This is a genomic window from Methylibium petroleiphilum PM1 (assembly GCF_000015725.1).
GTDB classification, from domain to species: Bacteria; Pseudomonadota; Gammaproteobacteria; order Burkholderiales; family Burkholderiaceae_C; genus Methylibium; species Methylibium petroleiphilum.
Map to the genome: position 1 here is coordinate 1,692,440 of NC_008825.1, position 23,400 is coordinate 1,715,839.

Annotated in this window: 23 protein-coding genes and 1 tRNA gene; 8 read left to right on the forward strand and 16 right to left on the reverse strand. The window is 69.4% G+C overall.

Annotated features, from left to right (window positions below):
- The gene (mfd, locus tag MPE_RS07915; protein WP_041929591.1) at positions 1-3,474 is read right to left on the reverse strand and encodes a transcription-repair coupling factor; all 3,474 of its coding nucleotides are present in this window, start codon (positions 3,472-3,474) and stop codon (positions 1-3) included.
- 84 nt (positions 3,475-3,558) lie between these two features.
- On the opposite strand from mfd, the gene ispD reads away from it, so the two are divergent.
- Positions 3,559-4,272, forward strand: coding sequence for a 2-C-methyl-D-erythritol 4-phosphate cytidylyltransferase (gene ispD / locus MPE_RS07920; protein WP_011829169.1), 714 nt, complete (start codon positions 3,559-3,561; stop codon positions 4,270-4,272).
- Entirely contained in the window at positions 4,272-4,760 is a 489-nt protein-coding gene (gene ispF / locus MPE_RS07925; protein ID WP_011829170.1) for a 2-C-methyl-D-erythritol 2,4-cyclodiphosphate synthase, read from the forward strand. The genes ispD and ispF overlap by 1 nt, the downstream gene beginning before the upstream one ends.
- 12 nt (positions 4,761-4,772) lie before the next feature.
- Here the strand turns inward: ispF and ppk2 are convergent, their stop codons facing one another.
- The 3 genes from ppk2 to ompR all read right to left on the reverse strand — a co-directional run bounded on the left by ppk2 (position 4,773) and on the right by ompR (position 8,014).
- The gene (gene ppk2, locus MPE_RS07930) at positions 4,773-5,708 is read right to left on the reverse strand and encodes a polyphosphate kinase 2 (RefSeq protein WP_193373380.1); all 936 of its coding nucleotides are present in this window, start codon (positions 5,706-5,708) and stop codon (positions 4,773-4,775) included.
- 95 nt (positions 5,709-5,803) lie between these two features.
- A complete protein-coding gene (locus MPE_RS07935) occupies positions 5,804-7,108 on the reverse strand; it encodes a sensor histidine kinase family protein (RefSeq protein ID WP_011829172.1) in 1,305 nt (434 codons plus the stop codon).
- Between the two features lie 195 nt (positions 7,109-7,303).
- A complete protein-coding gene (ompR, locus tag MPE_RS07940; protein WP_011829173.1) occupies positions 7,304-8,014 on the reverse strand; it encodes an osmolarity response regulator transcription factor OmpR in 711 nt (236 codons plus the stop codon).
- Positions 8,015-8,237: 223 nt separating this feature from the next.
- Between ompR and MPE_RS07945 the strand changes: the two genes are divergently transcribed.
- Entirely contained in the window at positions 8,238-8,957 is a 720-nt protein-coding gene (locus MPE_RS07945) for an SIMPL domain-containing protein (protein ID WP_011829174.1), read from the forward strand.
- A gap of 106 nt (positions 8,958-9,063) precedes the next feature.
- Here MPE_RS07945 and MPE_RS07950 read toward each other — a convergent pair whose 3' ends face one another.
- A complete protein-coding gene (locus MPE_RS07950; RefSeq protein WP_011829175.1) occupies positions 9,064-9,846 on the reverse strand; it encodes a 3-hydroxybutyrate dehydrogenase in 783 nt (260 codons plus the stop codon).
- A 50-nt stretch (positions 9,847-9,896) separates the two neighbouring features.
- Between MPE_RS07950 and MPE_RS07955 the strand changes: the two genes are divergently transcribed.
- The 4 genes from MPE_RS07955 (at position 9,897) to MPE_RS24285 (ending at position 13,509) form a co-directional block, all read left to right on the forward strand.
- Positions 9,897-10,787, forward strand: a complete 891-nt coding sequence (locus MPE_RS07955; RefSeq protein WP_011829176.1) for an alpha/beta fold hydrolase — start codon at positions 9,897-9,899, stop codon at positions 10,785-10,787.
- Positions 10,784-13,072 (forward strand): RelA/SpoT family protein, encoded by a 2,289-nt coding sequence (locus MPE_RS07960; protein ID WP_011829177.1) that lies wholly within the window; start codon positions 10,784-10,786, stop codon positions 13,070-13,072. The genes MPE_RS07955 and MPE_RS07960 overlap by 4 nt, the downstream gene beginning before the upstream one ends.
- 59 nt (positions 13,073-13,131) lie before the next feature.
- Positions 13,132-13,208: transfer RNA gene (locus MPE_RS07965), tRNA-Val, on the forward strand.
- Between the two features lie 136 nt (positions 13,209-13,344).
- Entirely contained in the window at positions 13,345-13,509 is a 165-nt protein-coding gene (locus MPE_RS24285) for a hypothetical protein (RefSeq protein WP_158304602.1), read from the forward strand.
- Positions 13,510-13,513: 4 nt separating this feature from the next.
- Here the strand turns inward: MPE_RS24285 and MPE_RS07970 are convergent, their stop codons facing one another.
- The 9 genes from MPE_RS07970 to MPE_RS24290 all read right to left on the reverse strand — a co-directional run bounded on the left by MPE_RS07970 (position 13,514) and on the right by MPE_RS24290 (position 21,125).
- A complete protein-coding gene (locus MPE_RS07970) occupies positions 13,514-14,512 on the reverse strand; it encodes a hypothetical protein (protein WP_011829178.1) in 999 nt (332 codons plus the stop codon).
- 148 nt (positions 14,513-14,660) lie between these two features.
- Positions 14,661-15,677, reverse strand: a complete 1,017-nt coding sequence (locus tag MPE_RS07975; RefSeq protein WP_011829179.1) for a catalase family peroxidase — start codon at positions 15,675-15,677, stop codon at positions 14,661-14,663.
- 139 nt (positions 15,678-15,816) lie between these two features.
- On the reverse strand, positions 15,817-16,551 hold the full coding sequence (gene arsH / locus MPE_RS07980; RefSeq protein WP_011829180.1) for an arsenical resistance protein ArsH: 735 nt from the start codon (positions 16,549-16,551) through the stop codon (positions 15,817-15,819).
- Entirely contained in the window at positions 16,548-17,621 is a 1,074-nt protein-coding gene (gene arsB / locus MPE_RS07985) for an ACR3 family arsenite efflux transporter (protein ID WP_011829181.1), read from the reverse strand. Before arsB ends, arsH begins: the two co-directional genes overlap by 4 nt.
- A gap of 7 nt (positions 17,622-17,628) precedes the next feature.
- Positions 17,629-18,123, reverse strand: coding sequence for an arsenate reductase ArsC (locus MPE_RS07990; RefSeq protein WP_011829182.1), 495 nt, complete (start codon positions 18,121-18,123; stop codon positions 17,629-17,631).
- A gap of 40 nt (positions 18,124-18,163) precedes the next feature.
- Positions 18,164-18,490, reverse strand: a complete 327-nt coding sequence (locus MPE_RS07995; protein WP_011829183.1) for an ArsR/SmtB family transcription factor — start codon at positions 18,488-18,490, stop codon at positions 18,164-18,166.
- A 25-nt stretch (positions 18,491-18,515) separates the two neighbouring features.
- Positions 18,516-19,802 (reverse strand): organoarsenical effux MFS transporter ArsJ, encoded by a 1,287-nt coding sequence (gene arsJ / locus MPE_RS08000; RefSeq protein WP_011829184.1) that lies wholly within the window; start codon positions 19,800-19,802, stop codon positions 18,516-18,518.
- A 5-nt stretch (positions 19,803-19,807) separates the two neighbouring features.
- On the reverse strand, positions 19,808-20,851 hold the full coding sequence (locus MPE_RS08005; protein WP_011829185.1) for an ArsJ-associated glyceraldehyde-3-phosphate dehydrogenase: 1,044 nt from the start codon (positions 20,849-20,851) through the stop codon (positions 19,808-19,810).
- A 127-nt stretch (positions 20,852-20,978) separates the two neighbouring features.
- On the reverse strand, positions 20,979-21,125 hold the full coding sequence (locus tag MPE_RS24290) for a hypothetical protein (RefSeq protein ID WP_158304603.1): 147 nt from the start codon (positions 21,123-21,125) through the stop codon (positions 20,979-20,981).
- 381 nt (positions 21,126-21,506) lie between these two features.
- Here MPE_RS24290 and MPE_RS08010 point away from each other — a divergent pair, with 381 nt between their 5' ends.
- Complete coding sequence (locus MPE_RS08010) at positions 21,507-22,010, forward strand: GlcG/HbpS family heme-binding protein (protein WP_011829187.1); 504 nt, start codon at positions 21,507-21,509, stop codon at positions 22,008-22,010.
- A 51-nt stretch (positions 22,011-22,061) separates the two neighbouring features.
- Here MPE_RS08010 and MPE_RS08015 read toward each other — a convergent pair whose 3' ends face one another.
- Together MPE_RS08015 and MPE_RS08020 are read right to left on the reverse strand one after the other, a co-directional pair.
- A complete protein-coding gene (locus MPE_RS08015) occupies positions 22,062-22,550 on the reverse strand; it encodes a c-type cytochrome (RefSeq protein ID WP_011829188.1) in 489 nt (162 codons plus the stop codon).
- A gap of 17 nt (positions 22,551-22,567) precedes the next feature.
- Entirely contained in the window at positions 22,568-23,356 is a 789-nt protein-coding gene (locus MPE_RS08020) for a substrate-binding periplasmic protein (protein ID WP_011829189.1), read from the reverse strand.
- Positions 23,357-23,400: the final 44 nt, after the last annotated feature.

Below are 23,400 nucleotides of genomic sequence, written 5' to 3' on the forward strand. Positions count from 1 at the left end.
TCATGCGGAAAGGGCGGGGGTGGGCGTGCCGAGCGAGCGCAGCACGTCGCGGATGAACTGGGCGCGGGCCATCGGATCAGGCAGGGCCTTCTCGATGCGCAGCTTGTCGTTGCCGGCCAGCTTGATGTGGCGGTTCTTCTGCACCAGCTCGATGATGCGCAGCGCGTCGACCGGCGCGTCGGGCCGGAAGCCGATGCTCATGGCCTGCGGGCCGGCGTCGATCTTGAGCACACCGTAGGCGCGCGCCTGCACGCGCAGGCGGTGCACGTCGAACAGCGTCTGCGCCTGCGGCGGCAGCTTGCCGAAGCGGTCGACGATCTCCTCGAGCATGGTGTCGATCTTGTCCAGCCGGTCGGCGCTGGCCAGCCGCTTGTAGAGCGACAGGCGCACATGCACGTCGCCGCAATAGGCGTCGGGCAGCAGCGCCGGCGCGTGCAGGTTGACGTCGGTGGCCACGTTCACCGGGTTCAGCAGATCAGGCTCGCGGCCGGCCTTCATCTCGCGCACTGCGGTGGCCAGCATCTCGTTGTAGAGCTGGAAGCCGACCTCCATCATGTTGCCGCTCTGGTTCTCGCCCAGCACCTCGCCAGCGCCGCGGATCTCCAGGTCGTGCATCGCGAGGTAGAAGCCCGAGCCGAGCTCCTCCATGTCCTGGATCGCCTGCAGGCGCTGCGCGGCCTGCTTGGTGAGGCCTTCCACATCGGGCACCAGCAGGTAGGCATAGGCCTGGTGGTGCGAGCGGCCGACGCGCCCGCGCAGCTGGTGCAGCTGTGCCAGGCCGAACTTGTCGGCGCGGCTCATCACGATGGTGTTGGCGGTGGGCACGTCAATGCCCGTCTCGATGATGGTCGAGCACAGCAGCAGGTTGTGCTTCTGCGCGACGAACTCGCGCATCACCCGCTCCAGCTCGCGCTCGGGCATCTGGCCATGGGCGACCGCGATGCGCGCTTCCGGAAGCAGTTCCTCCAGCGTGCGGCGGCGGTTCTCGATGGTCTCCACCTCGTTGTGCAGGAAGTAGACCTGACCGCCGCGCTTCAGCTCGCGCATCACCGCCTCGCGGATGGTGCCGTTGGACTCGCCGCGCACGAAGGTCTTGATGGCGAGCCGGCGCTGTGGCGCGGTGGCGATCACGCTCAGGTCGCGCAGGCCCTCGAGCGCCATGCCCAGGGTGCGCGGGATGGGCGTGGCGGTGAGGGTCAGCACGTCGACCTCGGCGCGCAGCGCCTTCATGGCTTCCTTGTGGCGCACGCCGAAGCGGTGCTCCTCGTCGATGATCAGCAGCCCGAGGTTGGCGAACTTGGTGTCCTGGCTCAGCAGCTTGTGTGTGCCGACCACGATGTCGATCGTGCCCTCGGCCAGTCCGGCCATCGCCGCCTTGATCTCCTTGGCCGAGCGGAAGCGCGACATCTCGGCCACCTTGACCGGCCACTTGGCGAAGCGGTCGGCGATGTTCTGGTAGTGCTGCTCGGCCAGCAGCGTGGTCGGCGCCAGCAGCGCCACCTGCTTGCCGCCGGTGACCGCGACGAAGGCAGCACGCAGCGCCACCTCGGTCTTGCCGAAGCCGACGTCGCCGCACACCAGACGGTCCATCGGCTTGGGGCTGACCAGGTCCTGGATCACCGCGTGGATCGCGGCGCGCTGGTCGGCCGTTTCCTCGAAGCCGAAGCTGGCGGCGAAGGCCTCGTAGTCCTGCGGCGAGAAGCGGAAGGCATGGCCTTCACGGGCGGCGCGGCGCGCGTACAGGTTCAGCAGCTCGGCGGCGGTATCGCGCACCTGCTCGGCCGCCTTGCGCTTGGCCTTCTCCCACTGGCCGGAACCCAGCCGGTGCAGCGGCGCCTCCTCGGCGCTGACGCCGGTGTAGCGGCTGATGAGCTGCAACTGCGCGACCGGCACGTAGAGCGTCGCCTTGTCGGCGTACTCGAGGTGCAGGAACTCGCTCGGCCCGTCGCCCAGGTCGATGTTGACCAGCCCCACGTAGCGGCCAATGCCGTGGTTGGCATGCACCACCGGGTCGCCGACCTTGAGCTCCGACAGGTCCTTAATCAGCGCGTCGACATCGCTGGTCTGCTCCTGCTTGCGGCGGCGCCGTACCGTGGGTGCGGCGTCGAACAGCTCGGTCTCGGTGACGAACTGGATGCCGGGCGTGCCCGACCCACGGACCCAGAAGAAGCCGCTCGCCAGCGGCGCGACGGTGATCGCGTAGCGGTGATCGCCGGCCTCGAAGTCCGCGAGCGAAGCGACCGTCGGCGGCTCCAGCTGGTGGTCGCGCAGCAGCTCCAGCAGGCTCTCGCGTCGGCCCTCGCTCTCGGCGACGAGCAGCACGCGCGGGCCGGTGCTGTCGGTGCCCTGCTTCGCGAGGTGCTGCTCCAGCTTGCGCAGCGGGTCGGGCGTGCCGCGCTCGACGGCCAGATCGGGCAGCGGGCGCACCCATTCGAGCGGGTCGCTGCCGCGCAGCGACAGCTGCGCATGGTCGTTGCAGCGCGCGAAGAAGGCGTCGGGCGGCAGGTAGATCTCCTGCGGCGGCAGGATCGGCCGCTCGGGGTCGTGCTGCAGGAAGCGGTGGCGCTCGCGCGTCTCGCCCCAGAACTTGTTCAGCGCTGCATCGACCTCGCCGTGCAGCACCAGTTCGGCCGCGGCGCCGAGGTAGTCGAACACCGTCGCCGTCTCGTCGAAGAACAGCGGCAGGTAGAACTCGATGCCGGGACCGGCCAGGCCGGTGCCCATGTCCTTGTAGAGGCGCGAGCGGCTCGGGTCGCCTTCCATCTTCTCGCGCCAGCGGGCGCGGAAACCGGTGCGGGCCGCCTCGTCCATCGGGAACTCGCGGCCCGGCAGCAGCCGCACCTCGGGCACCGGGTAGAGGCTGCGCTGGCTGTCGGGGTCGAAGGTGCGGATCGAGTCGACCTCGTTGTCGAACAGGTCCACGCGATAGGGCACCGGGGAGCCCATCGGGAACAGGTCAATCAGCCCGCCGCGCACCGCGTACTCGCCGGGCGACACCACCTGGCTCACGTGCTGGTAGCCGGCCAGCGTGAGCTGGGCCTTCAGCGCCGCCTCGTCGAGCTTCTGCTTCTGAACGAAGTGGAAGGTGTAGGCCGCCAGGAAGGACGGCGGCGCGAGCCGCAGCAATGCCGTGGTCGCCGGCATCAGCACCACGTCGATCGCGCCCTCGCTCCGCGCATGCAGGATGCGCCACAGCGTGGCCAGCCGCTCGGAGATCAGGTCCTGGTGCGGCGAGAAGCTGTCGTAGGGCAGCGTCTCCCAGTCGGGGAACACGGCGACGCGCAAGCCTGGCGCGAAGAAGGCCAGTTCGTCCTGCAGCCGCTGCGTGTCGGCCGGTTCGGCACTGATGACGGCGGTGATCTGCCCCTGCGCGGCGCGCTGCTCGGCGAAGCGCGCGAGCAGCAGTGCATCGGCCGAGCCGAACGGGCGGGGCAGGGTGTAGCGCTTGCCGGGGGCGAGGGCGGGGAGGTCCATGCGGTGAAGAAAGTCGAAAGCAGATCGCCCCGCCGCGGGAGCAGGCGGGGCGATCCACGGGGTGAATTCTAGAATCGGCATCCGATGACCCCGAATCCCGCTCTCGAGCCACCCCGGTGCTATGCGCTCGTGCCCTGTGCGGGCGTCGGTGAGCGGGCCGGCGTGGGCGGGCCCAAGCAGTACCGCGAGATCGCCGGCCGCAGCGTCGTCGCGCACACGCTGGCGGCGCTGGCGCGCGTGCCGCGCCTCGCCGGCACGCTGGTCGTCGTGGCGCCGGAGGATCGCGTGTTCGAGGCGCATGCGCCGGCGGTGCAGACCTGGGTGGCGCGCGTCGGCGGCGCCACGCGGGCGGCCAGCGTGCTCAACGGGCTGCAGGCGCTGGCCGGGCGCGGCGCACGCGACGACGACTGGGTGCTGGTGCACGACGCGGCGCGCTGCCTGCTGCAGCCCGCGGACGTGGAGCGCCTGATCGCCGCCTGCGAGGGCGACGCCGTCGGCGGCCTGCTCGCGCTGCCGGTCGCCGACACGCTCAAGCGCGAAGGCGCCGGCCCCGGCGAGGGCCGCGTCTCGGCCACCGTCGAGCGGCGCGCGATGTGGCAGGCGCAGACGCCGCAGATGTTCCGTCTGGGCCTGCTGCGCGAGGCGCTGCGCGCCGCCGGCGACACCGTCACCGACGAAGCGAGCGCGATCGAGGCGCTGGGCCACGCGCCGCGGCTGGTGCCGGGATCGCTGGAGAATTTCAAGCTCACCTGGCCGGCTGATTTTTCGCTGGCCGAACGACTGCTGAGGACACGCTGATGAACCCCGTTCCGTTCCGCATCGGCGAGGGCTGGGACACGCATGCGCTGGTCACCGGCCGCAAGCTCGTCCTCGGTGGCGTCGACATTCCGCACAGCCACGGTCTGCTCGGTCACTCCGATGCCGACGCGCTGCTGCACGCGATCACCGACGCGCTGCTCGGGGCCGCGGCGCTGGGCGACATCGGCCGCCACTTCCCCGACACCGACGCGCGCTTCGCCGGCGCCGACTCGGGCGTGCTGCTGGCCGAAGCGGCGAAGCGGGTGCGCGAGGCGGGCTGGGTAGTGGGCAACGTCGACGCCACCATCGTCGCGCAGGCGCCGAAGATGGCGCCGCACATCCCGGCGATGGTCGAGCGCATCGCCGCCTGCCTGGGCGTGGCGGCGTCGCAGGTCAACGTGAAGGCGAAGACGGCCGAGAAGATGGGACCGGTGGGCCGCGGCGAGGCCATCGAGGCGCGCGCCGTGTGCCTGCTGCTGCCGGCCTGAACGGCCGGGGGTTCAGTAGATCTCGGGCACGATCATGTGCTCGGGCACCGGGTGGCGCAGGTAGTCCGCGTGCCGCACGCGCTCGGGCAGCGTGACCGTGGGACGTTCTACCTCGTGGTAGGGCATCTGGCCCAGCAGGTGGGCGATGCAGTTGAGCCGCGCGCGCTTCTTGTCCACCGCCTGCACCACCCACCAGGGCGCCTCGGGGATGTGGGTGCGTTCCAGCATCGTTTCCTTGGCCTTGGTGTACTCCTCCCAGCGGCGGCGCGATTCCAGGTCCATCGGGCTGAGCTTCCACTGCTTCAGCGGGTCGTGGATGCGGCCGAGGAAGCGCAGGTGCTGCTCCTCGTCGGTGATCGAGAACCAGTACTTGATCAGCTGGATGCCCGAGCGCACCAGCATCTTCTCGAACTCCGGCACCGAGCGGAAGAACTCTTCGACGTCGGCCTCGCTGCAGAAGCCCATGACCTTCTCGACGCCGGCGCGGTTGTACCAGCTGCGGTCGAACAGGACGATCTCGCCGCCGGCCGGCAGGTGCGACACATAGCGCTGGAAGTACCACTGCGTGCGCTCGCGGTCGTTGGGTGCCGGCAGCGCGACCACACGGCATACCCGCGGGTTGAGCCGCTGCGTGATGCGCTTGATGGCGCCGCCCTTGCCGGCCGAGTCGCGCCCTTCGAACAGGATGACGACGCGGTGCCTGGTGGCAGCCACCCAGTCCTGCAGCTTCACCAGCTCGCTCTGCAGGCGCAGCAGCTCGCGGAAGTAGCGGCTGCGCTCCAGGCGCTGGGCCTCGCGCTCGGCATCGCTCGGCGCGCCGGACGGCGACACGAGGTCGCGGTCGTCGATCTCCATCTCGAGCTCTTCGTCGTAGCTGTCGACGAGATCGCGGTGGAGGCGCTGCAGCAGGTCGTCGTCGTCGTGGTCGATCCGGTCGTTCAGGCTCATGGGCGGGGCAGGCGAGGGGTTGCGGGAGGACACAGGCGTCCCGTTCGAGCGTGCCCGGTTCGCGTGACCGTTTCGTGACGGCCCGAGGCCCCTGTCTACGGCGCCCGCTTCAGCCGGATGTGCGCCACGAAGCCGCCGTCGGCCGCATTGGCGATCTCGAAGCTGCCGCCCATGCGCTGCACCGCCTTCTCGACGATGGCCAGCCCGAGCCCGGCACCGGTGGCGGCGGTGCGGGCCGCGTCGCCGCGGTAGAACGGCGTGGTCAACTGCGTGAGCTTCTGCGGCGGCACGCCCGGCCCGTGGTCGCGCACACTGACGATCACCCACGGCCCGGTGCGGGCGTAGCTGACCACCACGTAGGCGATGCCGTCGGTGGAGCGGCCGTAGCGTCGGGCGTTCTCGAACAGGTTGCCGAGCACGCGGCCGAGTTCGGTGTCGTCGGCCATCACGCGGGTGTCGATCGCCACGCGCGACTCGATGCGGATCTGCGTCGGGTCGCGGAAGGCCGAGATCTCGCGGTCGACCACGCTGCTCAGGTGCACCGGCACCAGCTTCACCTCGCCGGGTCGCGCGTAATCCATGAACTTGTCGATGATGGCGTCGAGCTGGTCGATGTCGGCCGCCATGTTGCGCTTGGCCTCTTCGTCGACGACGCTCATCTCGGCTTCCAGCCGCATGCGAGCCAGCGGCGTGCGCAGGTCGTGGCTGATGCCGGCCAGCATGACCGCGCGGTCTTCCTCCACCTTGGCCAGCTCGCGTGCCATGCGGTTGAAGCCCATGTTGACCTCGCGGATCTCGCTGGTCATGGTCTGTTCGTCGAGGCGCGATTCGAACTCGCCGTCGCGGATGCGGCTGGCCGCGAACGACAGTTCCTTCAGCGGCCGGTTGATCAGCCCGGCGATCACCGCAGAGGCCAGCAACGTGGCGATCAGCGCGATGCTGGTCCAGACGAAGTAGGTGCTGCCGGCCACGGCCTCCACGCGCTTCGGGTCGGCCTGCAGCCAGTACGGATCGTGCTCGATGTTGAAACCGACCCACAGGCCCGAGACGCCGTTGACGCTGTTGGCGACCAGCGTGTCGGGCCCGAGCCGGGAGCGCAGCTCCTGCCCCACGGCACGGCTGAAGCGGTCGACCTCGAAGGGCTCGTACTTGTCCTTGGGCTCGCGCGGCACGATCTTGACCGACTCCTGGTCGCTCATCGTCTTGACCAGCGTCACGCGGTTGATCGCGTCGGCGTAGCGCATCGCGGCGCGCGACAGGTTCACCAGGCTGGCGATCTGGCGCGCCGCCTGCACCGCGCGCGGCTCGAACTCCAGCGCGCGGAAGGTCTGCATCCACGCGAAGATGCCGCCGCACAGCAGCAGTGCCAGCAGGATGAAGGTGCGCCAGAACAGCGTCATCGCGAAACGCGGCAGCAGGTGCCATTCGTCCGCCGACGCTTCCGCTGCTGCGCGCTCCGCCGACGGCCGCGCGCGGTGTGGCTGGGGTGCCCGCGCGGTGCCGCGCGAGGCCCGCCTCACCCGTTCATTCGAGATGAGCGGGTCAACCATGGCCAGCGCTCACCAGGGGCCGGGAGACGGCGTGTGTTCGGTGCTTCAAGCTGCGCCGTCCGGCACGAACACGTAGCCCACGCCCCACACGGTCTGGATGTAGCGGGGCTGGGCCGGGTCGGGCTCGATCATCTTGCGCAGGCGGGAGATCTGGACGTCGAGACTGCGGTCGAAGGGCTCGAACTCGCGGCCACGGGCCAGTTGCGCCAGCTTGTCGCGCGACAGCGGCTGGCGCGGGTGGCGCACCAGCGCCTTCAACATGGAGAACTCGCCGGTGGTCAGCGCGATCTGCTCGCCGTCCTTGGTCAGGCGGCGCAGCGCCAGGTCGAATTCGAACGGGCCGAAGCTGACGGTCTGTGCCTCCTTGGCCGGCGCGCCGGGGGCTTCCAGCGTGGGGCGGCGGCGCAGCACGGCGTTGATGCGCGCCAGCAGCTCCCGCGGGTTGAAGGGCTTGGGCAGGTAGTCGTCGGCGCCCACCTCGAGACCGACGATGCGGTCCACGTCCTCCACCTTGGCCGTCAGCATGATGATCGGCGTGGTGTCGTTGTTGGCGCGCAGCCGACGGCAGATGGACAGGCCGTCCTCGCCGGGCAGCATGAGGTCGAGCACGATCAGGTCGATGGTGTCGCGCGTCATCACGCGGTTGAGCGCCTTGGCATCCTCGGCCAGCAGCACCTCGAAGCCTTCCTGCGTCAGGTAGCGGCGCAGCAGGTCGCGGATGCGGTCCGGACGTTGGCTGTTGGCGGTTGCATTCATACGCTCTCCTGCATTTGTAACAGCGGCATTGTGCGCAACGAAACCGAGTGAAACGGGCCGGTTTTCCCGCTGTTACATATCTTGCGCCTTGCCGAATCGAGGGCGCAAGCGGGGTTGCGAGCAAGCCGTCGATGCTGTGCCACAGTGGCGTCGATGCGCCCGTGCATCCGCCGGGCCGCGCCCACTCTTCGCCCTGAAAGGACTCTCCGTGATCGATCGATTGATGCGCCGGCGCCCGAGCCCGAGCGCCGCCCTGGCCGTCGCCGCGCTGGCGCTTGCGTTACCGGCCGCGCATGCGGCCGACGCGCCGCCGCGCGAGAACCTCGTCAGCTTCACCACCACCGCGAGCATCGAGGTCACCAAGGACCTGCTCGGCATCACGCTGCAGGCGGTGCGCGACGGCAACGACGCCGCGGCCGTGCAGGCGCAGCTGAAGAAGCTGCTTGACGCGGCGCTGACGGAAGCGAAGAAGGCTGCCCAGCCCGGCGCGCTGGACGTGCGCACCGGCAACTTCTCGCTCTACCCGCGCTACGGCAAGGACGGCCGCATCAGCGGCTGGCAGGGCCAGGCCGAGCTGATGCTGGAAGGCAAGGACAGCGAGCGCGTGGCGCAGACCGCCGGTCGCCTGACCGGCATGAACATCAGCAGCGTCGGCTACAGCATCTCGCGCGAGCTGGCCGAGAAGCACGAGAGCGAGGTCACCGGCCAGGCGATCCAGAAGTACCGTGCCAAGGCCACCGAGCTGGCCCGGCAGTTCGGCTACGCCGGCTATGCGCTGCGCGAGGTGAACGTGCAGACGGCCGACAGCGGCGGCGGGCCGCGCCCGGTGCTCTACCGCGCCAAGAACGAGATGTCGATGGCCTCGGACGCGCCGGTGCCGGTGGAGCCGGGCAAGGGCACGATCAGCGCGACGGTGAGCGGGAGCGTGCAGCTGACGCGGTAGCTCGCTGACAGGCGGTCACTCGGTTGCGGGCGTCGAGCCCGCGCCCTCGCCGATCGCTGCGCTGGCCGATCCCCTTGAAGGGGCCCCTCGGCCTTCGCTCCGCGCTCTACTGCGCCGTCCACCCACCGTCCATCGCCCACGCCTGGCCCTTCACGTTGGACGCGGCGTCCGAACACAGGAAGACGGCCAGCTCGCCCAACTGCTCGGGCGTGGTGAACTGCAGCGAAGGCTGCTTCTCGCCCAGCAGCTCCTTCTCGGCCTGCAAGACCGGGATGCCCTCGCGGGCCGAGCGGTCGTCGATCTGCTTCTGCACCAGCGGCGTCAACACCCAGCCCGGGCAGATCGCGTTGACGGTGATGCCGGTGGTCGCGGTCTCGAGCGCGATCGACTTGGTGAAGCCCACCAGCCCGTGCTTGGCGGCCACGTAGGCGCTCTTGCCGGCCGAGGCCACCAGGCCGTGGGCTGAGGCGATGTTGAGCACGCGGCCCCAGTTCTTCCTGCGCATCTGCGGGATCGCCAGGCGCGTGGTGTGGAAGGCCGAGCTCAGGTTGATCGCGATGATCGCGTCCCACTTGGCGACGGGGAAGTCCTCGACGTTGGCCACGTGCTGGATGCCGGCGTTGTTGACCAGGATGTCGACGCCGCCGAAATCGGCCGCCGCGTAGGCCATCAGGGCCTCGATCTCGGCTGCCTTGCTCATGTCGGCGCCGTGGTAGCCCACCTTGATGCCGTGGGCCTTGCCGGCCGCCAGCACCTCCGCCTTCGGTGCCTCGCTGTCGCCAAAGCCGTTGAGGATGATGTTCGCGCCCTGGCGCGCCAGGACGATCGCGATGCCGAGGCCGATACCGCTGGTCGAGCCGGTGACGAGTGCGGTCTTGCTGTTCAACATGATCCGGGTGCTCCTTGCGTTGGGTAGGATCATTATCGAGAGGAAACCCTATGACCGAACCGCGACTCGACTTTGTTCCGTGCCTGGACACCCAGGGCCTGCACCGCATGGCCTATTGGGAGTGGGGCGAACGCGACAATCCGCGGGTCGTCGTCTGCGTGCACGGCCTCACGCGCCAGGGGCGCGACTTCGACACCCTGGCCCGGGCGCTGGCGGCCGATTACCGCGTTGTCTGCCCCGACGTGGCGGGCCGCGGCCGTTCCGACTGGCTGGCCGATCCGGCGGGCTACCAGGTGCCCGCCTACGTGGCCGACATGGTGGCGCTGCTGGCGCGCATCGGCGCGCCGCAGGTCGACTGGGTCGGCACCTCGATGGGCGGCCTGATCGGCCTGGGCGTGGCCTCGCTGCGCGACGGCGCCGGCGGCACGCTGGTGCGCCGCCTGCTGCTCAACGACGTGGGGCCGGCGCTGGGCGCCGACGCGATCCAGCGCATCGGCACCTATGTCGGGCTGCCCAAGCGCTATGCCAGCCTCGATGAGGCCGCCGACTACCTGTGGAGCATCTCCAAGGGCTTCGGGCCGCACAGCCGCGAGCAGTGGCTGGCACTGACGAAGCCACAGCTCAAGCCGGTGCAGGACGCGCAGGGCGAGGGCTTCGTTTCGCATTACGACCCGCGCATCGGCCTGCCGTTCAAGGCCGTCACGCCGGCGCTGGCGGCGGCCGGCGAAGCGATGCTGTGGCAGCGCTACGACAGCTTGCGCTGCCCGACGCTGGTGCTGCGTGGTGCCGAGTCCGACCTGCTCTCGCACGAGACCGCACTGGCGATGACGCAGCGGGGACCGAAGGCGCGCCTGGTGGAGCTGGCCGGCGTCGGGCACGCGCCCACGCTGGTGGCCGCCGACCAGGTGGCACTGGTGCAGGAGTTCCTCGCCTCGCCATGAAGACCGTGCCCGCGGACGCGGCCCTCGAGACCGCGCCCATCGTGCTGCTCGCTGGCGACGTGGCCGGCGAGGAGGCCCTGGCGCCCGGCCAGCCGGCCGGCGATGCCGCGTCGCAGGACGCGGTGCTGGCTCGCGCGCGTGCCTTCGCCGAGCCGCTGCTGGCCGGCGAGCGCTTCGACACCGGCGAGGACGCGCTGGCGCACGCCGACGGCGTGGCGGCCATCCTGCAGGCCATCGGCGCGGCGCCCACGATGCGGGCCGCGGCCTACCTGGTCTACGCTGGCGACTACCTCGCCAAGCCCGAGGAGGTGATCGCCAAGGCCTACGGCGACAGCTATGCGAGCCTGGTCGCGCACACCCGCAAGCTTGTGCAGGTGCAGCGCAGCGCGCGCGAGGCGCTCGGCGACGCGGCGCTCGACGCCGCGCAGCAGGCCGCGCAGGTGGAGCGCGTGCGCAAGATGCTGCTGGCGTTCTCGCGCGACCTGCGCGTGGTGCTGCTGCGCCTGGCCTCGCGGCTGCAGACGCTGCGCTACTACGCGGCCAGCAGGCAGGCGTGCCCGCAGGCACTGGCGCGCGAGTCGATGCAGGTGTTTGCGCCGCTGGCCAGCCGGCTCGGCATCTGGCAGATCAAGTGGGAGATCGAGGACTTGGCGTTCCGCTTCCAGCAGCCCGACGAGTACCGGCGCATCGCCAGGCTGCTCGACGAGAAGCGCGTCGAGCGTGAGCAGGTGGTGGAGGCCGCGCGTGCCCGTCTCGTGACGGTGCTGGCCGAGGTCGGCGTGCGCGCCGAGGTGCAGGGGCGGCCGAAGCACCTGTACAGCATCTGGAAGAAGATGCGCGGCAAGCACCTGGACTTCGAGCGCGTGCTCGACGTGCGGGCGCTGCGCGTGATCGTCGACGACGTACCGGCCTGCTACGCCACGCTCGGCCGGGTGCACGAACTCTGGCGCTCCCTGCCCGAGGAGTTCGACGACTACATCGCCCGCCCCAAGGCCAACGGCTACCAGTCGCTGCACACGGTGGTGCTGGACGAGCAGGACCGCCCGATCGAGATCCAGATCCGCACGACCGCGATGCACGAGCACGCCGAGAGCGGCATCGCCGCCCACTGGGCCTACAAGGAAGCGGGCGCCCGTGGCTATGCCGGCGTCAGCGCCGGAGGCGACTTCGAGGAGCAGGTGGCGCAGGCCCGCAAGGCCGTGCTGCGCCAGCTGCTGGCCTGGGAGCGCGAGCTGGTCGAGCCGGGTGGCGACGGTGCGGTCGGAGCCGGGCAGGGCTTGTTCGACGACCGCATCTACGTGTTCACGCCGCAGGCTGCCATCATCGAGCTGCCGGCCGGCGCGACGGCGATCGATTTCGCCTACACGCTGCACACCGACCTGGGCCACCGCTGTCGCGGCGCGCGTGTCGACGGCGCGATGGTCACGCTGAACACGCCGCTGCAGAGTGGCCAGACGGTGGAGATCGTGGCGGTGAAGGAGGGCGGGCCGTCGCTCGACTGGCTCAACGGCGAGCTCGGCTACCTGCGCAGCTCGCGCGCCAAGACCAAGGTGCGTGCCTGGTTCAACGCGCTGACCCAGCAGCACACCATCGCAAGGGGCCGCGAGGCGGTGGAGAAGCTGCTGCAGCGGGAGGGCCGCACGGCGATCAAGCTCGACGAGTTGGCCTCGCAGCTGGGCTTCCGCAACGCCGAGGCGCTGTTCGAGGTGGTGGGCAAGGACGAGTACTCGCTGCGCAACATCGAGACGCTGTTGCGCCCGCCAGAGCCGCTGCCCGACCCCGACGAGGCACTGGCTCAGCGCCTGCGCCGCGGGCCGAGCAGCGACGCCACGCCCAAGGGGGGCGTGCTGGTGGTCGGCGTGGAATCGCTGCTCACCACGCTGGCGCGCTGCTGCCGTCCGGCACCCCCCGACGCGATCGGCGGCTACGTGACGCGTGGCAAGGGTGTGGCGATCCACCGCACCGGCTGCTCCAATTTCCGGCAGATGGCCGGCCGCTCACCGGAGCGGGTGATCAGCGTGGCCTGGGGTCGGCCGCGCGGTGATGCCCCGTCCGTGTACCCGGTCGACGTGGCCGTGGAAGCAGCGGACCGGCAGGGCCTGCTGCGCGACATCTCCGAACTGTTCGCGAAGGAGAAGATGAACGTGGTGGGCGTGCACACGCAGTCGCTCAGGGGCACGGCGTGGATGACCTTCACGGTGGAGATCTCCGATTCCGCGCGGCTGCAGGCCGTGCTGGGCTCGGTGTGCCAGGTGAGCGGCGTGCGCAGCGCGCGCCGTCGCTAGCGTGCGGCCCGGTTGCCGGGCGTCAGCCCGTTCGGGCCATGCTAGACTCCCGGCTCCTCAGGCGCGTAGCTCAGCTGGTTAGAGCACCACCTTGACATGGTGGGGGTCGTTGGTTCGAGTCCAATCGCGCCTACCAAATTCGGTAGAGAGAAAAAGCACCTGGCGGAGACGCCAGGTGCTTTTCTTATGCCGGTACGGAAAAAGTACGGCGAATCAACTTGCCGGCGGACGCGCTCGAGACTTGAGCTTCAAGAAGCTTAGCTTCATGCCGCGTGCAGCCCGCCGGTCAACAGGATGTCGCCCTGGCCAGCGAGGGCGTGCAGCGATACCTGTGGCAAAGCGCCTTCGGCGTGATGCTGATCGAAGTGCGCGACGGTGTATTCGAGATCCTCAGGGCCGGCATGCGCGCTTCGGCGAATTCGGTACTCGGCGCTTGACGGCTCACGGCCGACGCCACTCCCGCTCGAGCACATTGGTCCACAGCCGCTGCAGGTTGTCGAGGCCGCCCGCGGTGGAACTCCACAGCGTGGCGTCACCGATCAACAAGGTACCGGCGAACACATCTCGGTGCGACTGAAGCAAAGCGTCGAAGAGGAGACCCCGCTCCTGGACGAACGGATGCGGCGGGGCCGCCGGATCGATGCGCTGGCGCGCGAGCACCTCGAGCTTGTGAACGGCGTCCGCGCGGCGCTCGAGGTGCGGGAGATGGGCATGCAGGTTGAGCGATCCGATGCCTTCGAGCAGGTGCAGGCGATCGAGCTCTCGCGCCGCTTCGATGGGCGCAGGCCGTCCGTCCGCTTCGACCGCAGGGCGCAGCCCGAACCGGTTCTCCACCGGAACCCCCAGTCCCGCCAGCAGAGAACGCGCAAAGCCTCCGAAGCGCTGCTGCGGTGGAATCGTCCTGTCGCCGTGGTGCGTGAATTCCGCCAGCTGCAGCGCCATGCGCTCGTCGTGCGGCAGATCGGGCACGACCCCGATGTCGTGGTGCGGGCAGACGAACAGCAGGTGGTCGGGGTCGGCCAGGAAGCGCTGCACGGCGGTGACCTCCTGCGCGCTGGCCGTCTGTGCGGTGCGCAAGGAGTCGAAGCTGATCACGATCACCGTGTCGGCTGAGCCGAGCAGATCGTCGTCGAGCGGCCGTTGCGCGCCGTCGTCCCCACCGCGCTCGGCCTCGGCCACCGTGCTGCCGCACCGCGCTCTCGCCAGCTCGACGAAGGCCACGAAGTTCTGCCGCTGGATGAAGTCGAGGAAGCCACCGATGCCCTGGTCGAAACGTTGCGGATCGGACAGCGCCTCGTACCTCGGATAGAGCATCCGGCGGCTCTCGAACAGGGCGGGGAAGCGGTTGTCGATGACCGCCAGCGGAGCGCCGGTTTCTTGTGGCCTGCTCCAGGCGAAGTACAGCAGGACCTTGCGTCCGACCGCGCTGCTGCCTGCCATTGCCGGCTCCTTCTCGTGGTGCGGCCGGGCCGGCCGCGCCACGGAACTTAGCTGCTCTTCTGCGTCTTGTCACGGCCTGGCGACCCCATCGCATCGCACGCCGATGCCAGGTACCTTCTTCTTGGCGGTGGGACCGGACATCCGTCCGCTATTGCTGCTTGGCACCCTCCGTCAGACGCCGACCCAGCCCGACGGCGTACGGGGCGGCACGGGCCGCGAGCATCGGGTCGCCGGACGGTTCCACGCCCTTCGGCAGCACCATCGGGTTGTAGGTGATCGTCAGGCACTCGCCACCGCTGTCTTCCGCCGCGGAGGTGATCTTCAGCAGGCCCAGATTCACCTTCTTGCGGCCTTCCGGCAGCGGCACGGTGGCGCTGTCGATCTTGTCGTCGGCCTGGGCCAGCTCCAGGTTGAAGTTGAACGCGACCTTGCCGTCCTTCACGCGTTGGCGCAGGTCGTCGAAGAGGAAGGCCGGCCCTTTGGCCTTGGCTTCCTCGTCCGTCAGGCCCTGGAGCCCGCCGACAGGTTCGAAGATCCATTTTCCGAACTGCCGGGTTCCGCTGGCATTGACGAAGCCGAAGGCGTGCACGCCCCAGTAGTTGACCGTGCCGAAACTGGCCGGCACCGGCTGAGACGCAAAGTACTTGCCCTGCAGCAGCACTTCGGGGTTGGCGTCGGCGAAGGCCTTGACCTTGGCAGCGTCCGGCGTCTTGGTGACCGGGTCGGGTTGCAGCGAAGCCAGGCGGCCGAAGAACTGCTGCGGCGACGACGCACCGAACACCGGTGCCGAGATGTTGCCCATCTGCCACTGCTCACCGTTGGGCAGGTTGAACTGCAGGGCCAGGTTGCGCTGGGACCTGGCATTGTCCGGCGCCTTCGGGTTGGCGCCGCCTACCGAGAAGCGCGCCACCACCGGCACCGGGTTGCCGCTGAAGGCCGAGGCCGTGGACAGCGCACGTGCATCCGCCGAACCGAGGAACTCGCCCGTCGCGCAGATGCCCTTCGCACCCGAACGGCGAAAGCCTTCGAACTTGCCGAAGGTGGACTCGAACTGGTTCAGGAAGGTGTTCGGGTCGACCGGCGCGGCCGAGGGCGATTGCGCGAAGGCGCTCGCGGTCAACAAGGCGCAGGCCGCGGCCACGGCGGTGGGAACCAGTTGGGTCATGGATTAGCTCCTGAGGCGAGAAGTAGGGCGGGGAAGCCGCGTGCCGGTGACCGCATCGGGCCTTCGGCAACGCTTGAATGCGTTGTCGCTTCCGGAGGACCAAACTTACAGTGCGACCCGCCAAATCGCGGATCGCGCCTCAGATCGCGCGCTGGCTGACGCGCAAGGACAACGCGTCCGCGCTCTCCTTGCGCTCGCTGTAGCGGTCCACAAGGTAGGGCGCCACGTCGCGCGTCAGCAGCGTGAACTTCATCAGCTCCTCCATCACGTCGACCACGCGCTCGTAGTAGGCCGACGGCCTCATCCGGCCCGCGTCGTCGAACTCGAGGTAGGCCTTCGCGACCGAAGACTGGTTCGGGATCGTGATCATGCGCATCCAGCGCCCGAGCACGCGCAACTGGTTCACCGCATTGAAGGACTGCGAGCCGCCCGACACCTGCATCACCGCGAGGGTCTTGCCCTGCGTGGGGCGCACCGCGCCCACGCTCAGCGGGATCCAGTCGATCTGCGCCTTCATGACCGCGGTCATGGCGCCATGGCGTTCGGGGGAGACCCACACCATGCCTTCGGCCCACGCGGCTGCCTCGCGCAGTTCCCGGACCTTGGGGTGGCCCTCCGGTGCGCCGTCGGGCAGCGGCAGGCCGGCGGGATCGAACACCCGCACGTCAGCGCCCATGGCGATCAGCAGGCGTGCGGCTTCCAGCGCGAGCAGCCTGCTGTACGAGCGCTCGCGCAGCGAGCCGTAGAGGAGCAGGAAACTCGGCGCGTGGCTCGACGTGCCGGCGCCGCTCAGGCGCGCGCCGGTCGGCGTGTCGAAGAGCGTTGCGTCGATGTTGGGCAGGCTCAGGTCGGGGAGTGAGGGGTTCGTCGTCATGGTTTCAGTCCTGCCTCGTACCAGCCCTTGCTGGCGTTCACCCAGCGCACCACCAGCAGCATCACCGGCACCTCGATCAGCACGCCCACCACGGTGGCCAGCGCCGCGCCCGATTCGAAACCGAACAGGCTGATCGCCGCCGCCACGGCGAGCTCGAAGAAGTTGCTGGCGCCGATCAGCGCCGATGGGCAGGCAACGGCGTGAGTTTCGCCGAGCCGCCGGTTCAGCCCATAGGCGAGGCCGGCGTTGAACAACACCTGCAGCAGGATCGGCACCGCCAGCATCCCGATCACCAGCGGCTGCTGGAGGATGGCCCGGCCCTGGAAGGCGAACAGCAGCACCAGGGTCGCGAGCAACGCGGTGATCGACCACGGGCCGATGCGGTTCAGCAGGCTCTCCAGCGCGCCCGCGCCGCGCCGCAGCAGCGAGCGGCGCCACAGCTGCGCCAGCACGACCGGGATCACGATGTAGAGCACGACCGACGTGACCAGCGTGTCCCACGGCACGCTGATGGCCGACAGGCCCAGCAGCAGCGCCACCAGCGGCGCGAAGGCGAACACCATGATGGCGTCGTTCAGTGCCACCTGCGACAGCGTGAAGAGCGCATGCCCGCCGGTCAGCCGGCTCCACACGAACACCATCGCCGTGCAAGGCGCGGCGGCCAGCAGGATCAGGCCTGCCACGTAGCTGTCCAGCTGATCGGCGGGCAGGTAGGGCGCGAACACATGGCGGATGAAGATCCACCCGAGCAACGCCATCGAGAACGGCTTGACCGCCCAGTTGACGAACAACGTGACGCCGATGCCGCGCCAATGCCGTCGAACCTCGGCCAGTGCGCCGAAGTCCACCTTCAGCAGCATCGGGATGATCATCACCCAGATCAGCAGGCCCACCGGCAGGTTGACCTGCGCGAACTCCATGCGCCCGATGGCCTGAAAGGGCCCTGGCAGCCATTGCCCGAGCGCGATGCCGACCACGATGCAGAGGAAGACCCAGACGCTGAGATAGCGCTCGAAGAGACTCATCGGCGCGGGCGCTGCTGTCGGCGCAGGCAGTGTGGCGGTGGACATGGATGAATCAACGCGTGCCGATGTCCTTGATCTCGCGCTGGATCGCCAACCGGTCCAGCGACGCCATCGGCAGGGCCAGCATCAGATCGATGCGCCGCTTGAGGATGACCGCGGTGTCCCAGAAGGCGCGCTCCTTCTCTTCATCGCTTCCCTGCACCACCGAAGGATCCGACACGCCCCAGTGGGCCGTCATCGGCTGGCCTGGCCATACCGGGCACACCTCGCCCGCGGCGTTGTCGCAGACGGTGAACACGAAGTCCATCTCCGGCGCACCGGGTCGGCCGTACTCCGACCAGTCCTTGCTCCGGTAGCCTTCCGCGGGGATGCGCATCTTGCTCAGCGTGTGCAGTGCGAGCGGGTTCACCGTGCCCGCCGGGTGGCTGCCGGCGGAGTAGGCCTTGAAACGTCGGCCTCCGGCGTTGTTGAGCAGGCCCTCGGCCATGATCGAGCGGGCGGAGTTGTGCGTGCACACGAAGAGCACGTTGTAGATCTTGTCGGTCATGTTCGCGTCCTGGTCGAGGGGTGGGGAGTTCAGGCAAGTCTCAGCAGGTCGTGCATTCGGTAGCCGGCACGAGCTCGCAGGCTTGGCCCTGGCAGCAGTGAGCGGTCAGGTAGGAGAGCAGCGCGTTCATGTGGGCCAGTTCCGGCCGGTAGATCAGATGGCGGCCGTCCCGCTCCTGCGAGACCAGACCCGACACCAGCAACCCCTTCAAGTGAAAGGACAGCGTGGACGCGGGCACGTCGAGCGTGGCCGCCAGGTCCCCTGGTGTCATGCCTTGCGGCCCGGCACCCACCAGGGCGCGGAAGATGCGCAGGCGCATCGGCTGGGCCAGCGCGGCGAGCGATGTCACGGCGATCTTTTCGTCCATCAGGGGGGTCCTTCGGGCAAGGGGCTCAGGGCGTGCTGACGATGGCGGGCATGGCAGTCTGCCGGGCAGGCAATGCGAGGGTGACGAGCCAGCAGGCCATCAGCATCGCCGCAGAGCCGCTCAGGGAGAACAGCAGGCCGCCCCACTGATAGAGCAGCCCTGACAGCAGCGTGCCGAAGAAGCGACCCAGCGCATTGGCTGCGTAATAGAAGCCAACGTCCTCCGCCGCCTTCTCGGAGCCCGCACAGGCCAAGATCAGGTAGGAATGCACCGACGAGTTGACGGCGAAGGCGAAGCCGAACAGCGCCAGGCCGCCCACCACCACCCACTCCAGGTTCGGCAGATCCATCGCTACCGCGATGGCCAGGCCCAGGGGCACGGTGGCCAGCAGCGCCGACCACCATCGCGCCGCGGGCACTTCGGTGCTCAGGCCATCTTCGCTGCGCTTCACCAGCGAGGGGGCCAGGGCCTGCACGAGCCCGTAGCCGATGGTCCACGCGGCGAGAAAACCGCCGACCATGGTGAAGGTCCAGCCCGATGCGTACAGGAAAACCGGCACGCCGACCACGAACCACACGTCGCGCGCACCGAACAAGGCAACGCGTGCTGCGGCCAGCAGGTTGATGGCGCGGTTCTTCGCAAACAGTTCCCGGGCCGATTTCGAGGCTTTGGCCTTGCCCATCAGCGGTGGCACGAACCCCACCACACCGGCCAGCACGAGTGACAGCAACCCCGCCATCGCCCACAGCGAGGACTGGAAGCCAAGTCGGTCGAGCAGCAGTCCGCCGAGGAAGAAGCCCACGCCCTTCATCGCGTTCTTGCTGCCGGTGAACCAGGCGACCCACTTGAACAGCTGGCCCGAGGCGGTGCTTGCGGTCAGCTTGATCGCGGACTTGCTTGCAGTCTTGGTCAGGTCCTTCGCGACGCCACACACGCCCTGCGACAGCACGACCCAGGCGACCGACATCGTTACCGTCCAGTCGGGCGAAAGCTGCGACAGCAGCAGGAAGCCCAGGATCTGCGTGCACAGGCCCACGATCAGCATGCGCTGGATGCCGTAGCGCGTGGCCAGCCACCCACCCACGAGGTTGGCCACCACACCCATCGCCTCGTACAGCAGGAAAAGGAAGGCCAGGGTGAAGGGCGAGTAGCCCAGGCGGTAGAAATGCAGCAGCACCAGCATGCGCAGTGCGCCGTCGGTGAGGGTGAAGCCCCAGTACGCCGCGGTGACGATGGCGTAGTTGCGCGCGCCGTGGGTCGGGGCCGCCGAAGACCCGCCCGGCTTTGCAGGCGGCGAGGTGTGCGTGTCCATGTCGGTCACAACCCCTGGGCGTGCAGGTGGCACGCCAGATCCACCATGCGGCAGGCATAGCCCATCTCGTTGTCGTACCAGGCGTAGACCTTCAGCATCGTGGAGTCGGTGACCATCGTGGACAGCGCGTCGACGATCGAACTGCGGGTGTCGCGTGCGTAATCGGCGCTGACCAGCGGGCGCTCCTCGTAGCCCAGGATGCCGGCGAGCGGGCCACGCGCCGCCTCGGCGAACAGGCGGTTCACTTCCTCGGCGGTGGTCTCGCGCCGCAGCTCGAACACACAGTCGGTGAGCGAGGCATTGAGCACCGGTGCGCGCACCGCGTGACCGTTGAGCCTGCCCTTGAGTTCGGGGTAGATCAGCGCGATGGCCGTGGCGCTGCCGGTGGTGGTGGGCGCGAGGCTGAGCATTGCGCTGCGGGCGCGGCGCAAATCCTTGTGGGGCGCATCCACCATGAGGTTGGTGTTGGTGGGATCGTGGATCGTGGTGATCTGGCCGTGGCGGATGCCCAGAGCCTCGTGCACGACCTTGACCACCGGCGCCAGGCAGTTGGTCGTGCAGGAGGCCGCGGTGACGATGCGGTGCTGCGTCGGGTCGTACAGAGAGTGGTTCACTCCCATCACCACGTTCAGCACGCCGCCCACCTTCACCGGTGCGGCCACGATCACCCGTTTGGCACCGCGGTCGAGATGGCCCTGCAGGGTCTCGGGTGTGAGGAACTTGCCTGTGCACTCGAGCACCACGTCCACGCCGTGGTCGCCCCAGGGAATATCGGCTGGGCTGGCGTGAGCGGAGTAGCGGAGTTCGCGGCCGTCGATACGGACTGCGTGGTCGCCCTCGGCCTGGATGTCGGCATGCCAACGACCCTGCACGCTGTCGAACTCAAGGAGGTGGGCGGTTGCTGCCACGCCCCCCCTCAACTCGTTGAGGTAGACGACGTCGAGGCGGTTGTGAGCACGGGGATCACCGGTCGGCCTGTCAGCAGCACCCAGGGCCGCTCGCAGCGCCAGGCGTCCTATGCGGCCCATCCCATTGATGCCGACTTTCATGTGCGGTGCGTCCTTCCAGGGGCGAGATCATAAAATGATTCCAGTATTATGGAAGTATTGGATGACATCTTTGTGACCGCGCCTCGGTGCGCTCGTGGATGAAGCGCACCGAGCCGATCTGGAGCCGCTAATCGAGCATCAGGTACATGCCGAAGCAGGCGACGGCTGCAGACATCAGCCACTCGACAACCCGGCGCAGGCGAACGGGACGATGCAGCCGCAGAGACGGGGGCAGCGGCGAAGCGGCGTCGGTTGTCGTGGTCTTCATCGGCATGGCGTGTCTGGGGAGCGGAGGACGTGCGGGAGCACGCTCCTGGTCGCCGGCGAAACGCAGGGGCTGCGACTCGCCTGTGGCGCAGGCTACGTTCCGATTCTTAAGCCTTCGTGAAGCGGGTCGGTGTTGCGCGTGGACGCGCCACAGGTGTTGCATCGGCTCGCCCGGTGCGACACGCGCCGAGCCATGGCCGTGTCGCCCCGCAGGGCCGTCGCGGCCCGCCGGGCCTTTGTTTTCGCGGGTTCCGGTGGCATCACCGCGCGGCGGGCACGCGCCGTGGCGGCACGGCACGGGCATTGCACTGTGAGGGTGGGGCGGTGTCGCGACGCGCGAGCGTGCGACGGTCCGCCGCAGGAGACAAACCCCAACACAGGTTCCCCCATGAAGATTCGAATCACCACCCTGGCCGTTCTGACGAGCGGCCTCCTGTTGTGCGGTGCCTCGGGCCAGGCGCTCGAGAAGGCGCCGGTGCTGTCGCTCGACGCGGCGCAGAAGGCGGCGGCGGCCTGCCGGACGCTGGCCGTGCAGAAGAACTGGCGCATGGCGATCGCGATTGCCGATGCCGGCGCCAATACCGTGCTGTTCGAGCGCATGGACCGCAGCTTCCTCGGCAGCTCCGACATCGCGGTGCGCAAGGCCAAGACCTCGGCCAACTTCCCGTTCCCGACCCGCACCGCCGCCGAACTGAGCCACGGCAAGGACGGCAAGCCGGGCGTGGTGCCCGGCTTCGCGTGGACGCCCGGCGTGGTGACCTACGGCGGCGGGCTGCCGATCATGGCCGGCGGTGCGCACATCGGCGGCATCGGCGCCAGCGGTGGCTCGCCCGAGGAGGACGAGCAGTGCGCGAAGGCCGGGCTCGACGCGATCAGGGACCTGCTGAAGTGAGGTGTGCCTGATCGAGCGGTGGCGGGGCGGTGCGATGCCGCCCCGGCCCGCTTACCAGGGCACGTAGTCCGCGTCGGCCGCCTTGCGTTCGGCGGCCTTCACGCGCACCGACTCGGCCCGCAGGAAGGCGATGATCACGCGGATCTCGCCGTCGCTCAGCGCACCGCCGAAGCCGCCCATCTGCGTGTTGGGCCGGCCGTTCTTGATGATGCCGAACATGTAGTCGTCGCTGTTCGCGCCGCCCGGGCCCCAGGCCCCCTTGATGAGCTGCGGCCCCTTGCCGCCCTTGCCGCGAGAGTTGTGGCAGAGCTGGCAGTTGCGGCCGAACAGCTCGCTGCCCTGGCGTTCGAGGTCGGCGGCACCGAGTTCGGCGGGGGCCGTCGTGGCCGCGGGCGTCCCGGCGGCCGGGGCCGAAGCGCCCGGGCCGCCGGGGCCGAAGGCGAGCGCAGCGCAGGGCAGCACGGTGAAGAGCAGGGCGGCGAGCGGGCGCCGCAACGAAGGAAGACGCATGGTGGGCAGGAAGGTCGGAAACACGGTCATGGGGAGGCGGGTCGGGGTCAGGGCGGCGTGATCTTCGGCAGGTCGTGGCCCTGTGCGATCGCGTCGAAGCGACCCTCTCCGCGGAGGGCTTCCACGGCGGCCGCGATGTCGCGCGTCAGCGCTTCGTCGGCGCGTCGCGTCGCGACGGTCAGTCCGGTCACCAGGTCGGCGTCGCCCAAGGATTCGGTGCCGCGCACGTAGCCCTTCGCGGCGTCGTCGGCCAGCCAGGGCGACCAGATCAGCGCCACGTCGATCTCGCCGGACTTCAGGCCGGCCAGCAGGGCCGCGCTGCCGGGGAAGGGCGCGCGCGGCAGGTTCATTCGGTGCAGGTAGAGGTCGGCCGGCGTGGCCGAGACCGCGCCGATCTTGCGCGCACGGCGCAGGCTGGCGGTGGTCGGCACCGGACGGCCCGGCGCTGCCACCGCGACGTAGCCGAGCAGCAGGTAGGGGCCCGACTGGGTGAGCTTGCGCTCGGCCAGCTCGCCGGTCATGTCGGGGCCCTGGGGAATGCCGAGGTAGGCGTCGCACTGGCCGGCGGCGAGCGTCTGGCGCAGCGCCTTGCCGATGCCGCCGCGGTTCGGCACCTGCACCCACACCAGCCGCAGCGGGCGGTTCAGCTGCTTCGCCAGCGCCTGGGCCACCTCGACGTCGATGCCTCGCTCGGGCGTGGCCTCGGCGGCGAACGGCGGGTCGTCCTGGTCGACGCAGATCTTGAGCGCGGCGGTCGCAGGCGCATCGGCGGCGCAGGCGATGCCGGCCACGGCCATCAGCGCGGCGAGCGCAAGAGGTCGGATAGAGGTTGTCATGATCGATGCGGCCGGCGGGGCGCGGCAGCCGCCGCGCCCCGCCG